We start from the raw sequence: 13,069 nt of genomic DNA, 5'->3' as shown, positions 1-13,069 counted from the left end.
GCCCGGGTCCATCCCGGCCCGAGCCCCGCACGAGCGACGACGAGGAGCATCCCGTGGCAGCATCCGAGCCCGCCCCGCCCCCGCCCGCCCCGCCCGTCCTGATCCGGGTGGTCCGCGGCCGGCCCGACGCCGAGGAACTGGCCGCGCTGACCGCCGTCCTGCTGGCCCGGGCAGCGGCCTTCGAGAGCGCACCGCACGACGCGCCCGACGGCACCTCCGCGGGCGACCCCGGGGCGGCGGTCCGCCGTCCCGCCGCGGCCGGCTGGCGCCGGCCCGAGCGCACCGGCAGGCCCCCCGGCCCGAGCAGCTGGCGCAGCGCGCCCCCGCCTCCGGGCCGTCCGCTCCCTTCCCACCCCTACCGGCACGACCGTACGAGGAGAATCCCCATGAAGCAGCTGGCCGAACGTCTGGCGCAGGACGAGGTGACGGCATGAGACTGCTGGTCACCGGCGGGGCCGGGTTCATCGGCTCCCACTTCGTCCGTACGCTCCTCGACGGCGGGTACGAGGGCCACGAGCAGAGCCGCGTCACCGTGCTCGACAAGCTCACCTACGCCGGCAACCGCGACAACCTGCCGGCCTCCCACCCGCGCCTGGAGTTCGTCCGGGGCGACATCTGCGACGCGGAGCTGCTGCGCGGGCTGCTGCCGGGACACGACGCCGTGGTGCACTTCGCCGCGGAGTCCCACGTCGACCGCTCGGTCGACTCGGCGGCCGAGTTCGTCGCGACCAACGTCGGCGGCACCCAGACCCTGCTGGACGCCTGCCTCGCCACCGGTGTGGGCCGGATCGTGCACGTCTCCACCGACGAGGTGTACGGGTCCATCGCCGAGGGGGCCTGGACGGAGGAGTGGCCGCTGCTGCCCAACTCCCCGTACGCGGCCTCCAAGGCGGCCTCCGACCTGATCGCCCGCGCCTACTGGCGCACCCACGGCCTGAACGTGTCGATCACCCGCTGCTCCAACAACTACGGGCCGTACCAGCACCCGGAGAAGCTGATCCCGCTGTTCACCACCAACCTGCTGGAGGGGCGGACGGTCCCGCTGTACGGGGACGGCCGCAACGTCCGCGAGTGGCTGCACGTCGACGACCACTGCCGGGCCATCGCCCTGGTGCTGGCGGGCGGCCGGCCCGGCGAGATCTACAACATCGGCGGCGGCAACGAGCAGACCAACCGGCACATCACCGAGCGGCTGCTCGAACTGACCGGCGCCGACGCGTCCATGGTCCGCCGGGTGGCCGACCGCAAGGGCCACGACCTGCGCTACGCCCTGGACGAGACCAAGATCCGCGAGGAGCTCGGGTACGCCCCCCGCATCCCGTTCGAGCAGGGCCTCGCCGGCACGGTCGCCTGGTACCGGGACAACCCGGGTTGGTGGAAGGCCGTGAAGCACGGCACCGAGGAGTCCCGCCCGCAGCACACGGAAGGAAACGCGTCATGAGTGTCCACAAGGGACTGGTCCTCGATGCGACGGCGAAGTTCCACCAGGACGTCCAGGACGCCCGGCCGTTCGTGCCGGGCACCACGGAGATCTGGCCCGCCGGCGCGGTGCTCGACGAGGCCGACCGCACCGCCATCGTGGAGGCGGCGCTGGAGATGCGGATCGCCGCCGGGCCGAGCTCCCGCCGGTTCGAGTCCCGGTTCGCCCGGCGGATGGGCCACCGGAAGGCGCACCTGACCAACTCCGGTTCCTCCGCGAACCTGCTGGCCATGACCGCCTTCACCTCGCACACGCTGGAGGACCGGCGGCTTCGGCCCGGCGACGAGGTCATCACGGTGGCCGCGGGCTTCCCCACCACGGTCAACCCGATCATCCAGAACGGGCTGGTGCCGGTCTTCGTCGACGTCGAGCTCGGTACGTACAACACCACCGCCGACCGGGTCGCGCAGGCCATCGGGCCGAAGACCCGCGCCATCATGATCGCCCACGCGCTGGGCAACCCGTTCGAGGTCGCCGAGATAGCGCAGCTCGCCGAGGAGCACGACCTGTTCCTCGTCGAGGACAACTGCGACGCGGTCGGCTCCCTCTACGACGGCAAGCTCACCGGCACCTTCGGCGACATGGCCACGGTCAGCTTCTACCCCGCCCACCACCTGACGATGGGCGAGGGCGGCTGCGTGCTGACCTCGAACCTGGCGCTGGCCCGGATCGTGGAGTCGCTGCGCGACTGGGGCCGGGACTGCTGGTGCGAGCCGGGCGAGACCAACAAGTGCCTCAAGCGCTTCAAGTACCAGATGGGCACCCTCCCCGAGGGCTACGACCACAAGTACATCTTCTCGCACGTGGGCTACAACCTGAAGGCGACCGACATCCAGGCGGCCCTCGGCCTGACCCAGCTGGACAAGATCGACGAGTTCTGCGCGGCCCGCCGCCGCAACTGGAGCCGGCTCCGCGAGGGCCTGGAGGGGGTCCCGCACCTGCTGCTGCCCGAGGCCACCCCGCGCAGCGACCCGAGCTGGTTCGGCTTCGCGCTGACCGTGCTGCCCGACGCGCCCTTCTCCCGGGCGGCGCTGGTGGACTTCCTGGAGGACCGGAAGATCGGCACCCGGCGGCTGTTCGCCGGCAACCTGACCCGGCACCCGGCGTACATCGGCACCGACCACCGGGTGGTGGGCGATCTGACCAACAGCGACATCGTCACCGAGCAGACCTTCTGGGTGGGCGTCTACCCGGCGCTGACCGACGAGATGATCGACTACATCGTCTCCTCGGTGAAGGAGTTCGTGGGGGCCCGCTCATGACCACGCACGCCACCCACACCACCCGCACCACGGACACCACGGACACCGAGGCGCGGCTCCGGCCGCGCGCGGACGCCGACCTGCCCCACCGCCTCGCCCGGTCGGCGGCCGCGGACCGCGGCGCGCACCTGCGGACCGAGGACGTGCACCACTGGCTGGACGGACGCCGGGAGGCACACCGCTTCCGGGTGGACCGCATCCCCTTCGCCGAACTCGACGGCTGGTCCTTCGAGGAGGCGACGGGCAACCTGGTCCACCGCAGCGGACGCTTCTTCACCGTCGAGGGCCTGCGCGTCTCCACGTCCTCGGGCCCCTTCCGGGAGTGGTACCAGCCCATCATCAAGCAGCCCGAGGTCGGCATCCTCGGCATCGTCGTCAAGGAGTTCGACGGCGTCCTGCACTTCCTGATGCAGGCCAAGATGGAGCCCGGCAACCGCAACCTGCTGCAGCTGTCCCCGACCGTCCAGGCCACCCGCAGCAACTACACCAAGGCCCACAAGGGCGCGGACGTGCGGTACATCGAGTACTTCACCGACCGCGGCCGGGGCCGGGTGCTCGCCGACTCCCTGCAGTCCGAGCACGGCTCGTGGTTCTACCGCAAGAGCAACCGCAACATGATCGTCGAGGCGGTCGGCGAGGTCCCCGTGCACGAGGACTTCTGCTGGCTGACCCTCGGCCAGATCGGCGAACTGCTGCGGCAGGACAACGTCATCAACATGGACGCGCGGACGGTCCTCGCCTGCGCGCCGCTCCCCGATCCGGACGCGGCCGCCCTGCACTCCGACACCGAGCTGCTGTCCTGGTTCACCGCCGAGCGCTCCCGCCACGACGTGGTGGCGGAGCGGGTGCCGCTGGAGGGGATCCCCGGCTGGAAGCGCGGCGAGTCCGCCATCGAGCACGAGGACGACCGCTACTTCGGGGTGGTCGGCGTCGCCGTCCAGGCCGGCAGCCGCGAGGTCGCCCGCTGGACCCAGCCGCTCTTCGAGCCCAAGGGCACCGGCGTCACCGCCTTCCTGACCCGCCGGATCGGGGGAGTGCCGCACGTCCTGGCCCACGCCCGGGTCGAGGCGGGGTTCGCCGACACCGTCGAGCTCGGGCCCACCGTCCAGTACACCCCGCCGAACTACGGGCACCTGCCGCCCGACCAGCGGCCCCCGTTCCTCGACCTCGTCCTGGGCGCCGACCGGACCCGGATCCGCTACGAGGCCCTGCACTCCGAGGAGGGCGGCCGCTTCCTGAACGCGGAGAGCCGCTACCTGTTCGTCGAGGCGGACGAGGAGGAGGCGCCCCTGGACGCCCCGCCCGGATACCTGTGGGTGACCCCGCACCAGCTCACCGGGCTGCTGCGGCACAACCACTACGTCAACGTACAGGCGCGCACCCTGCTGTCCTGCCTGACCTCGGGCGCGGTGCGCCTCTGATGGACCCCGTACGCATCGGCGTGCTCGGCTGTGCCGAGTTCGCCCGCCGCCGCATGCTGCCGGCCCTGCGGGCCTGCCCGGACACCGAACTCGTCGCGGTCGCCAGCCGCGACGGGGCCAAGGCCCGGACCGTCGCCGCGGAAGCCGGCTGCCGGGCCGTCACCGGCTACGAGGCGCTCCTGGAGCGGGACGACGTCGACGCCGTGTACGTGCCGCTGCCGGCGGCGCTGCACGCCCCGTGGGTGGAGGCCGCGCTGCGCGCGGGCCGGCACGTCCTCGCCGAGAAACCGCTGACCACCGACCCGGTGGCCACCCGGATCCTGGCGGCGCTGGCCGAGTCCTCGGGGCTCGCCCTGATGGAGAACGTGCTGTTCGTCCACCACGCCCAGCACGCCGAGGTGCTCAAGCTGGTGGCCGACGGTGCCATCGGGGAGCTCCGCTCCCTCCATGCCGCGTTCACCGTCCCGCGGCTGCCCGACGACGACATCCGCCACGACCCCGCGCTCGGCGGCGGCGCCCTCTTCGACACCGGCGTCTATCCGGTCCGGGCGGCCCTGCACCTGCTGGGCGGCCCCCTGGAGATCGCCGGTGCCGTGCTCCGGCGCGGCGGGCCCGGCCGGGCCGTGGACACCGCGGGCACGGCCCTGCTGCACACCCGCGACGGGGTCGGCGCCCAGCTGGACTTCGGCCTCGACCACGCCTACCGCTCCCGGTACGAGATCCGGGGCAGCGAGGGCTGCGTCACCGTCGACCGGGCGTTCACCCCGCCCGCGGACCACCCTCCGCGGATCCTGCTGGAGCGCCGCACCGGAACCGAGGAGCTCATCCTCCCCGCAGACGACCAGGTGGCCCGTGCCGTCTCCGCGTTCGCGGCGGCGGTGCGCACCGGGGCCGCCACGGACCCGGAGGTGTTGCGGCAGGCGGACCTGCTGCACGGGATCCGGCGGCACGCGGCGGTCGTATGACGCGGGTGGGCCACCGAGTTGACCAGTCCTGACCCAGGAGCGACATGCCTTCCACGACCGGCAGACCCCACCCCACCCGCACCCCGGCACACGACCGCGCACAAGACGACGTGCGCGAGGGCGAACTCGCCGCGCTCCGCGCCCAGGTGCGGAGCCTCAGCGACCGCGTGGAACTGCGGGAGCTGTTCGACCGCTACGTGATCTCCCTCGACCACGCCGACCACGGCGGCCACGCCGACCAGGGCGGCCAGACCGGCGAGACCGGCCAGGCCGGCCGGGCCGAAGGGGACGGCGCGGACGAGGCCCGCTTCGCCGAGCTGTTCACCGAGGACGCGGAGTTCTCCTATCCCATCGGCACCGCGACCGGGATCACGGGATACTCCGCGTTCCAGCGGCAGGCCAGGGGCCGGTGGGCCCGTACCCACCACCTCAGCGCCACCCACGACATCCGTGTGACGGGCGACCTGGCCACGCTGCGGGTCCACCAGATCACCACCCACGTCCACCAGGACGAGGCGCGGGCGGGTGACCCCACCGAGCCCTTCGACGTCGGCGGCTACTACGACGCCGGAGCGGTCCGGACGGCTGCCGGCTGGCGGCTGAACCGGATCTCCTTCCACGTGGTGTGGGCGACCGGCAGACGGCTGGTGACCTTCAGCGGCCTGCGCTGGTGAGCGGCCGGCCGGAGGGCGTCCGGGGTGCCACCGCGCTCCGCGACGCCGCGCAGCACCACCACGCCACGCAGCACCACCACGCCGCGCAGCACCACCACGCCCCGCCGCCGTGCGGTCCGGGGCTTCCGTTGCGCACCCTGCTGCACCGCCGGCTGACCTGGGGCCTGGCCGTCACCCGGGGGCGCGGCGCGCGCCTGATCCGCTGACCGTCCCCCGGGTCCGGCGGCCCGGGAGGTGCCCCCACGCCCGTACCCCCTCACCGAACACCGGGAGTGCCCATGGACCTGCTTCCGCCGACGGCCAGGCCGGCCGTCCGCCCGGTCGAACTCGACGCCGGCGGCATCCCGCTGTCGGGACTGCTGGCCGAACCCGCGGGAGCCGCACCGCGCGCCGTCCTGGTCGCCCTGCACGGCGGCGGGATGAGCGCCGGTTACTTCGACGGCCGGGCGATCCCCGGCCAGTCCCTGCTGTCCCTGGCCGCCGGGGCGGGCGCCACCGCGCTCGCCCTGGACCGGCCCGGCTACGGGGCCTCCGCCCCGTACCTGCCCGAGGGGCTCGACCTGGCCGGCCAGACCCGGCTGCTGTACGCGGCGCTGGCCGGCTTCGCCCGGGGCCGGGACCTCGGCGCGGGGCTGTTCCTGGTGGCACACTCCAGCGGCGGCCGGCTGGCCCTGTCGGCCGCCGCCGAACCGCGCGGGGAGCTGCCCCTGCTGGGGGTGGACGTCTCCGGCCTCGGCCGCGCCTTCGCCGTGGAACGGCACGAACTGCCCGCCTCCGACGGGCGCGGCGCCTGGCGGCGGCACTGGGGAGCCCTGCGCTTCTATCCGCCGGGCGCCTTCCGGCTCGGCCAGGAACTGGTGCGTCCCACCCCGGAACGGGAGGTGCGGGACGTCCTGGGCTGGCCTCGGGCGTACCCGGGGATCGCCGCCCGGGTCCGGGTGCCGGTCCGGTTCACCTTCGCCGAGCAGGAACAGTGGTGGCGGCACGACGAGGCGGCCCTCGGCGAGCTGCTGGAGCCGCTGGCCGCCCCGCGGGTGACGGTGGCCCGGCAGTCGGACGCCGGGCACAACATCTCGCTGGGCTGGGCGGCCCGCACGTACCACCTGAGGGTCCTGGCCTTCCTGGAGGAATGCCTGCTGGCCCGCGAGACCGCCGTGCCCCGGCGGGTCTGAGGAACGGGCGCAACGACCTGACACCGGCCTGTAGATGGTTGACCTGGATCTGACACGACGCTCCTTGTGCCCCACAGGGGACATGCCGGAGCCTGGTGGGGAGCATCCCGTGACGTTTATGACCCGAATACGTCACTCATCTGTCCGGGTCCCCCACGGCCGGCAGCACCGCAGCGCGAGCGTTCCCGACCCCACGCGGGTGTCTTCGTCCTGCGCGCATTTCCCGAAATCCACTCCAAGAAGAGGAACTCCACCATGAGTGACGTGAAGGACCTGGTGCAGGTCGCCGGAATCATCGACGCCGAGGAGGCGGCCCTGCTCGCCGAGGAGGGCGTCGACTGGTTCGGCTTCCCGCTCCGCCTTCCCTCGGGCAAGGACGACATCTCCGAGGCGGCCGCCACGGAGATCATCGCCGGCCTGAAGGCACCTCAGGAGGGCGTCCTGATCAGCTACCTGACCGACGCGGACGAGATCAGCGCCTTCACCCTGCAGCTCGGCGTCAAGGCGGTCCAGCTGCACGGTGACGTGGAGCCGGAGCAGCTGCGCAAGCTCAAGGCCAACCGCCCCGACCTCTACGTGCTCAAGAGCCTGGTGGTCAAGGCCGACAACGCCGAGGAGCTGCTGGCCCTGGTCGACGAGGTGGCCGACTCGGTTGACATGTTCATTACGGACACCTTCGACCCGGCCACCGGCGCCAAGGGCGCCACCGGTCTCACCCACGACTGGTCCGTCAGCGCCGAGCTGGTCCGCCGCTCGCCCAAGCCGCTGATGATGGCCGGCGGCCTGAACCCGGAGAACGTCGCCGACGCCATCCGCGTCGTCAAGCCGGCCGCCGTCGACGCCCACACCGGCCTGGAGGGCCCCGACGGCCGCAAGGACCGGGCCAAGGTCGCCAAGTTCGTGGCCGAGTCCCGCAAGGCCTTCGCCGAGATCGCCGCCGAGACCGCCTGACCCGGCGTCCGGCCCCACCCCGCCGCCCGACCCGACGAGAAGCAGGTTCCCATGGCGACCGGCCACCACGTCCACCAGCTGCCGCAGACCGACCAGCTGCGGGCCATGCACACGATCATCCGGGACCGCACCGCGTCCCGCGAGGACTTCGTCTTCTACTCCCGGCGCATCATCCGGCTGCTGCTCGAATCGGCACTGGATCTGCTGCCGTTCGAGAAGCAGGAGGTCACCACACCCGTCGGCGAGACCTACCACGGTCTGAAGTTCGCCGGGAACCTGTGCGCCGTGCCCGTGATCCGGGCCGGCGACTCGATGGTGGACGAACTGCGCGCGATCGTGCCCGGCATCCGCATCGGAAAGGTCCTCATCCAGCGGAACAAGACGACCAAGCTGCCGCACCTGTACTACCAGAACCTGCCGGCCGACATCGCCGACCGGCACGTGCTGCTCCTGGAGCCGATGCTGGCCACCGGCGGCAGCGCCAACGCGGCCATCGGCGTCCTGCTGGACGCCGGCGTGCTCGAGGAGAACATCGTGTTCGTCAACTTCCTCGCCGCGCCCGAGGGCATCGGGGCCGTCCACCGCGAGCACCCCCAGGTCAAGATCGTCACGACCTCGGTCGAGGAACGGCTCAACGAGAACGCCTTCATGATCCCGGGCATCGGGGACTTCGGTGACCGCTTCTTCGGCACCACCGACTCGGCGGTGCTCCGATGAGTTCCAACCGGGTCGTCGCCGACTCCGCGCTCACCGCCCTCGCCCCCGCCATCTGGGGCTCCACGTACCTGGTCACCACCGAGTTCCTGCCGCCGGACCGGCCCCTGCTGGCCGGCATGATCCGGGCGCTGCCCGCCGGCCTGGTGCTGCTGGTGCTCGGCCGGACCCTGCCCAAGGGCATCTGGTGGGGGCGGGCGCTGGTCCTCGGCGTACTGAACATCGGCGCGTTCTTCTACCTGCTGTTCGTCGCCGCGTACCATCTGCCCGGCGGCGTGGCCGCCCTGGTCATGTCCATCCAGCCGATGCTGGTGCTGATGCTCTCCGCGCTCCTGCTGAAGGACAAGGTCAAGCCGGTCCACGTGGCCGCCTGTGTGCTGGGCGCCGCCGGGGTCGGACTCCTGGTCCTCCAGCCGAACGCCGGACTGGACGCCGTCGGCGTCGGCGCGGGTCTGCTGGGCGCGGTGAGCATGGCCTCCGGCATCGTGCTCACCAAGCGCTGGGGCCGCCCCGAGGGCGTCGGACTGCTGACCTTCACCGGCTGGCAGCTCACCGTTGGCGGGCTGGTCCTCCTCCCGATCACGCTGGTGGGGGAGGGGCTGCCGGACCGGCTCACCGGCGAGAACCTCGGGGGCTTCGCCTACCTCGGCCTGATCGGCGCGTTGTTCGCGTACGCCGTCTGGTTCCGCGGGGTGGAGCGGCTGCCCGCGCTCGCCGTGTCCTTCCTCAGCTTCTCCTCCCCGCTCGCGGCCACCCTGCTGGGCTGGTTCGTACTGGACCAGAGCCTTTCCCCGCTCCAGCTCGCCGGCGCCCTGACCGTGGTCGCCGCGGTGGTCCTGGCCCAGCCCCGGCCGGCCCGGCGCAAGGCGCCCCAGGCCGAGCCGGAGTCCGGCCCGCAGGCCAAGGAGCCGGTCCGCGCCTAGGGATCCCACCTCCCGGTCCCAGGCCACGGCCCGCTCCCTCCCCCCAAGGCTCCCGCCCCGGCACATCCCCCGCCGGAGGCGCGGAGCGGCTGGTGGCGCACCGGGGTCCGTCCCCCGCGCTCCGGTGCGCCACCCGCCCTTCCTCCACCCACCCGCCCTTCCTCCACCCACCCGCCCTTCCTCCACCCACCCGCCCTTCCTCCACCCCCGAGAAGGGGACCGCACCCGTGCCGCACATCCACATCCAGCACTACCCGCGGGACTTCACCCCCGGCCAGCTGAAGGACATCGACGAGGCGGTCACCGCCGCCGTGACACGGGCCTTCGGCATCGACGAAGAGGCCGTCTCCATCTCCCTGGAGCCGGTCGCCCCGGAGGACTGGACCGGCCGGGTCCTCGACGAGATCGGGGCCCACCGGGACCGGCTCCTGCGGGAACCCGGCTACTGGAACGAGAAGTGAGAGCCCCGATGAGCAACACCACCGGCATCCCGGTCATCTACAGCGACGAGGTCCGCGAGGCCCTCCACGAGGGCGCGGCCGTGGTGGCCCTCGAAAGCAACGTCATCACCCACGGCCTGCCCTACCCGGACAACGCGGCCACCGCCCGCAAGGTGGAGGACGCGGTACGGGCCGGCGGCGCGGTGCCCGCGACGATCTGCGTCGAGGGCGGCGCCATCAAGGTCGGAATGACGGACGAGGACATCGAGCGGTTCGCCGCCCTGCCCGGCATCCCCAAGGTGTCCAGCCGCGACCTGCCGGTCGTCCTGGCCCAGGGCGGCCCCGGCGCCACCACCGTGGCCTCCTCCGTCGTCGCCGCCGAGATCGCCGGCATCCCCTGGTTCTCCTCCGCGGGCATCGGCGGGGTGCACCGCGGCGCGCAGGAGACCTTCGACATCTCCTCCGACCTGGTCCAGTTCACCCGGTCCAAGGTCGCCGTGGTCTGCGCCGGCGCGAAGATGATCCTCGACCTGGGCCTGACCCTGGAGTACCTGGAGACCCAGTGCGTCCCGGTCGTCGCCTACCGCTCCGACGACTTCCCCGCCTTCTACTGCCGCACCAGCGGGCACCGCGCCCCCCACCGGCTGGACGACGAGGACCTGATCGCCCGCGCCGTCGAGGCCCACTGGGCGCTCGGCAACCACAGCTCCTTCCTGGTCACCACCCCCGTCCGGGAGGAGGACGCCATCGACTCCGGCGAGGTGGACGCGGCCATCCGGGAAGCCGTCGCCGAAGCGGCCCGTGACGGAGTGTCCGGCCAGGCCATCACCAAGTACCTGATGCGGGCCGTCGACGCCGCCACCGACGGACGCTCGGCCAAGGCCAACATGGCCGTCCTCGCGTCCTGCGCCGAAGCCGCCGGCCGGCTGGCCGCGGCGCACGCCCTGCACCTCGCCGAACTCAAGGGCGCGTAAGGCGCCCGCACCAGGCCGTCCACCGTTCCACGCACCGACCTCACCAGAGGAGAAGCATGTCCGCGAAGCTGTTCCAGCCGGTCACCATGGGGAAGCTGTCCCTGGCCAACCGGCTGGTCATGGCCCCGATGTCGCGCAACCGTTCCACGCCCGAGGGCGTGGCCACCGAGCTGATGGCCACCTACTACGGCCAGCGCGCCTCCGCCGGCCTCATCATCACCGAGGGCGTCCAGCCCAGCACCGTCGGCCAGGGCTTCATGAACTCCCCGGGCCTGCACAGCGCCGGGCAGGCCGAGTCCTGGAAGCAGGTCACCGCGGCCGTGCACGCCCGCGGCGGCACGATCGTGGCCCAGCTGATGCACAGCGGCCGGATCGGACACCCGTCCCTCTACCCGAGCGCCCACCGGTCGGTCGCGCCCTCCGCGGTGCAGGCCGCGGGCCAGGCCTTCGGCCCCGAGGGCCCGCTGGACTACCAGGTCCCGCACGAGCTGACCGCCGAGGAGATCGCGCAGACCGTCCAGGACCACGTCGACGCCGCGGCCTTCGCGATCGAGGCCGGCTTCGACGGCGTCGAACTGCACGCCGGGAACGGCTTCCTGCTGCACCAGTTCCTCGCCGACAACACCAACCGCCGCACCGACGGCTACGGCGGCAGCATCGAGAACCGCATCCGGTTCGTCGTCGAGGTCGCCGAGGCGGTCGCGATGCGCATCGGCGCCGACCGGGTCGGCATCCGCATCTCCCCGGCCAACCCGTACAACGACATCGCCGAGAGCGACACCGACGAGCTCTACCCGGCCCTGCTCGACGCCCTCCCGCCGGTCGCCTACCTGCACGTCATGGAAGGCGGCAACCGCGAGCGGACCCTGGCCCTGCGCGAGCAGTGGCAGGGCGCGTTCATCCTCAACCCGCACCCGGACGGCATGGTCCCGGTCACCGCGGAGCTGGCCGCGCGGACCCTCGACGAGAACGCCGCCGACGCGGTCGCGCTCGGCGCGGCGTTCCTCGCCAACCCCGACCTGCCCGCCCGTATCCAGGCCGGCGGCCCGTACAACGAGGGCGACCAGTCGAAGTGGTACGGCGGCGACCACACCGGCTACACCGACTACCCGGCCCTGGACCAGGGATGAGCGCCCTCCGGGAGCCGCTGCTCTTCGCCGGCCGCTCCCACCCGGAGCTCGCCGAGGCGATCGCCGCCGAACTCGGCACCACCCTGGTGCCGACCAAGGCCGTGGACTTCGCCAACGGGGAGATCTACGTCCGCTACCACGCCTCGGTCCGCGGCGCCGACTGCTTCGTCGTACAGAGCCACACGGCCCCCATCAACAAAGCGATCATGGAACAGCTCATCATGGTCGACGCGCTGAAGCGGGCCTCGGCACGCAGCATCACCGTGATCGTGCCCTTCTACGGGTACGCCCGCCAGGACCGCAAGCACAGCGGCCGCGAGCCGATCTCGGCCCGGCTGATGGCCGACCTGCTCAAGGCGGCCGGCGCGCACCGGATCCTGACGGTCGATCTGCACGCCGACCAGATCCAGGGGTTCTTCGACGGCCCGGTCGACCACCTGTTCGCCATGCCCGTGCTCGCCGACCACGTCGGCGGCCGGGTGGACCGCGACCGGCTGACGGTGGTCTCCCCGGACGCCGGCCGGGTCCGGGTCGCCGACGGCTGGTGCGACCGGCTCGGCGCCCCGCTGGCCATCGTGCACAAGCGGCGCGACAAGGACGTGGCCCACAAGGTCACCGCCCACGAGGTCGTGGGCGAGGTCCGGGACCGGGTCTGCGTCCTGGTCGACGACATGATCGACACCGGCGGGACCATCTGCGCCGCGGCCGAGGCCCTGTTCGCGCAGGGCGCCCGTGACGTGATCGTCGCCGCCACCCACGGGGTGCTCTCCGATCCGGCCGCCGACCGCCTGAAGAACTCCGCCGTCAGCGAGTTCATCTTCACGGACACCCTGCCGGTGCCCGCCGCGCTCGGCCTCGACAAGGTCACCGTTCTGCCGGTCGCGCCGCTCCTGGCGAGCGCCGTCCGCGAGATCCACCGGAACGGATCGGTCACCCGGCTCCTGCGGGGCCGGTAGCCCGCCG

Annotated in this window: 15 protein-coding genes; all 15 read left to right on the top strand. The window is 72.6% G+C overall.

Annotated features, from left to right (window positions below; genetic code table 11):
• The first annotated feature begins 53 nt into the window (after positions 1–53).
• Entirely contained in the window at positions 54–434 is a 381-nt protein-coding gene (locus ACGFQ9_RS23245) for an acyl-CoA carboxylase epsilon subunit (protein WP_393576175.1), read from the top strand.
• Positions 431–1,441, top strand: coding sequence for a dTDP-glucose 4,6-dehydratase (rfbB, locus tag ACGFQ9_RS23240; RefSeq protein ID WP_393576174.1), 1,011 nt, complete (start codon positions 431–433; stop codon positions 1,439–1,441). The genes ACGFQ9_RS23245 and rfbB overlap by 4 nt, the downstream gene beginning before the upstream one ends.
• Positions 1,438–2,742, top strand: a complete 1,305-nt coding sequence (gene rfbH / locus ACGFQ9_RS23235) for a lipopolysaccharide biosynthesis protein RfbH (RefSeq protein ID WP_393576173.1) — start codon at positions 1,438–1,440, stop codon at positions 2,740–2,742. Before rfbB ends, rfbH begins: the two co-directional genes overlap by 4 nt.
• Positions 2,739–4,163, top strand: a complete 1,425-nt coding sequence (locus ACGFQ9_RS23230) for an NDP-hexose 2,3-dehydratase family protein (RefSeq protein WP_393576172.1) — start codon at positions 2,739–2,741, stop codon at positions 4,161–4,163. The genes rfbH and ACGFQ9_RS23230 overlap by 4 nt, the downstream gene beginning before the upstream one ends.
• A complete protein-coding gene (locus tag ACGFQ9_RS23225) occupies positions 4,163–5,128 on the top strand; it encodes a Gfo/Idh/MocA family protein (protein ID WP_393576170.1) in 966 nt (321 codons plus the stop codon). The genes ACGFQ9_RS23230 and ACGFQ9_RS23225 overlap by 1 nt, the downstream gene beginning before the upstream one ends.
• 44 nt (positions 5,129–5,172) lie before the next feature.
• Positions 5,173–5,802, top strand: a complete 630-nt coding sequence (locus tag ACGFQ9_RS23220) for a nuclear transport factor 2 family protein (RefSeq protein ID WP_393576168.1) — start codon at positions 5,173–5,175, stop codon at positions 5,800–5,802.
• Entirely contained in the window at positions 5,799–6,008 is a 210-nt protein-coding gene (locus tag ACGFQ9_RS23215) for a hypothetical protein (protein WP_393576167.1), read from the top strand. Before ACGFQ9_RS23220 ends, ACGFQ9_RS23215 begins: the two co-directional genes overlap by 4 nt.
• Before the next feature lie 72 nt (positions 6,009–6,080).
• Positions 6,081–6,974 carry an alpha/beta hydrolase gene (locus tag ACGFQ9_RS23210; RefSeq protein ID WP_393576165.1) on the top strand — a complete coding sequence of 298 codons (894 nt, stop codon included), beginning with the start codon at positions 6,081–6,083 and terminating at the stop codon, positions 6,972–6,974.
• Positions 6,975–7,229: 255 nt separating this feature from the next.
• Entirely contained in the window at positions 7,230–7,925 is a 696-nt protein-coding gene (locus ACGFQ9_RS23205) for a phosphoribosylanthranilate isomerase (protein ID WP_393576163.1), read from the top strand.
• 51 nt (positions 7,926–7,976) lie between these two features.
• Positions 7,977–8,642: a uracil phosphoribosyltransferase gene (gene upp, locus ACGFQ9_RS23200; protein WP_393576162.1), complete on the top strand. Its 666-nt coding sequence runs from the start codon at positions 7,977–7,979 to the stop codon at positions 8,640–8,642.
• Positions 8,639–9,562, top strand: a complete 924-nt coding sequence (locus tag ACGFQ9_RS23195; RefSeq protein WP_393576160.1) for an EamA family transporter — start codon at positions 8,639–8,641, stop codon at positions 9,560–9,562. Before upp ends, ACGFQ9_RS23195 begins: the two co-directional genes overlap by 4 nt.
• Before the next feature lie 227 nt (positions 9,563–9,789).
• Entirely contained in the window at positions 9,790–10,023 is a 234-nt protein-coding gene (locus tag ACGFQ9_RS23190; protein WP_393576159.1) for a tautomerase family protein, read from the top strand.
• Positions 10,024–10,031: 8 nt separating this feature from the next.
• Positions 10,032–10,976 carry a pseudouridine-5'-phosphate glycosidase gene (locus tag ACGFQ9_RS23185; RefSeq protein WP_393576158.1) on the top strand — a complete coding sequence of 315 codons (945 nt, stop codon included), beginning with the start codon at positions 10,032–10,034 and terminating at the stop codon, positions 10,974–10,976.
• Positions 10,977–11,032: 56 nt separating this feature from the next.
• On the top strand, positions 11,033–12,106 hold the full coding sequence (locus tag ACGFQ9_RS23180) for an alkene reductase (RefSeq protein WP_393576157.1): 1,074 nt from the start codon (positions 11,033–11,035) through the stop codon (positions 12,104–12,106).
• Positions 12,103–13,062 carry a ribose-phosphate diphosphokinase gene (locus ACGFQ9_RS23175; protein ID WP_393576156.1) on the top strand — a complete coding sequence of 320 codons (960 nt, stop codon included), beginning with the start codon at positions 12,103–12,105 and terminating at the stop codon, positions 13,060–13,062. Before ACGFQ9_RS23180 ends, ACGFQ9_RS23175 begins: the two co-directional genes overlap by 4 nt.
• Positions 13,063–13,069 lie beyond the last annotated feature (7 nt).

This window comes from Streptomyces sp. NPDC048603 (assembly GCF_043199475.1).
Classification (GTDB): Bacteria; Actinomycetota; Actinomycetes; order Streptomycetales; family Streptomycetaceae; genus Streptomyces.
The sequence above is the reverse complement of the archived record's forward strand: the minus strand, read 5'-3'. Positions and strand labels throughout refer to the sequence as shown.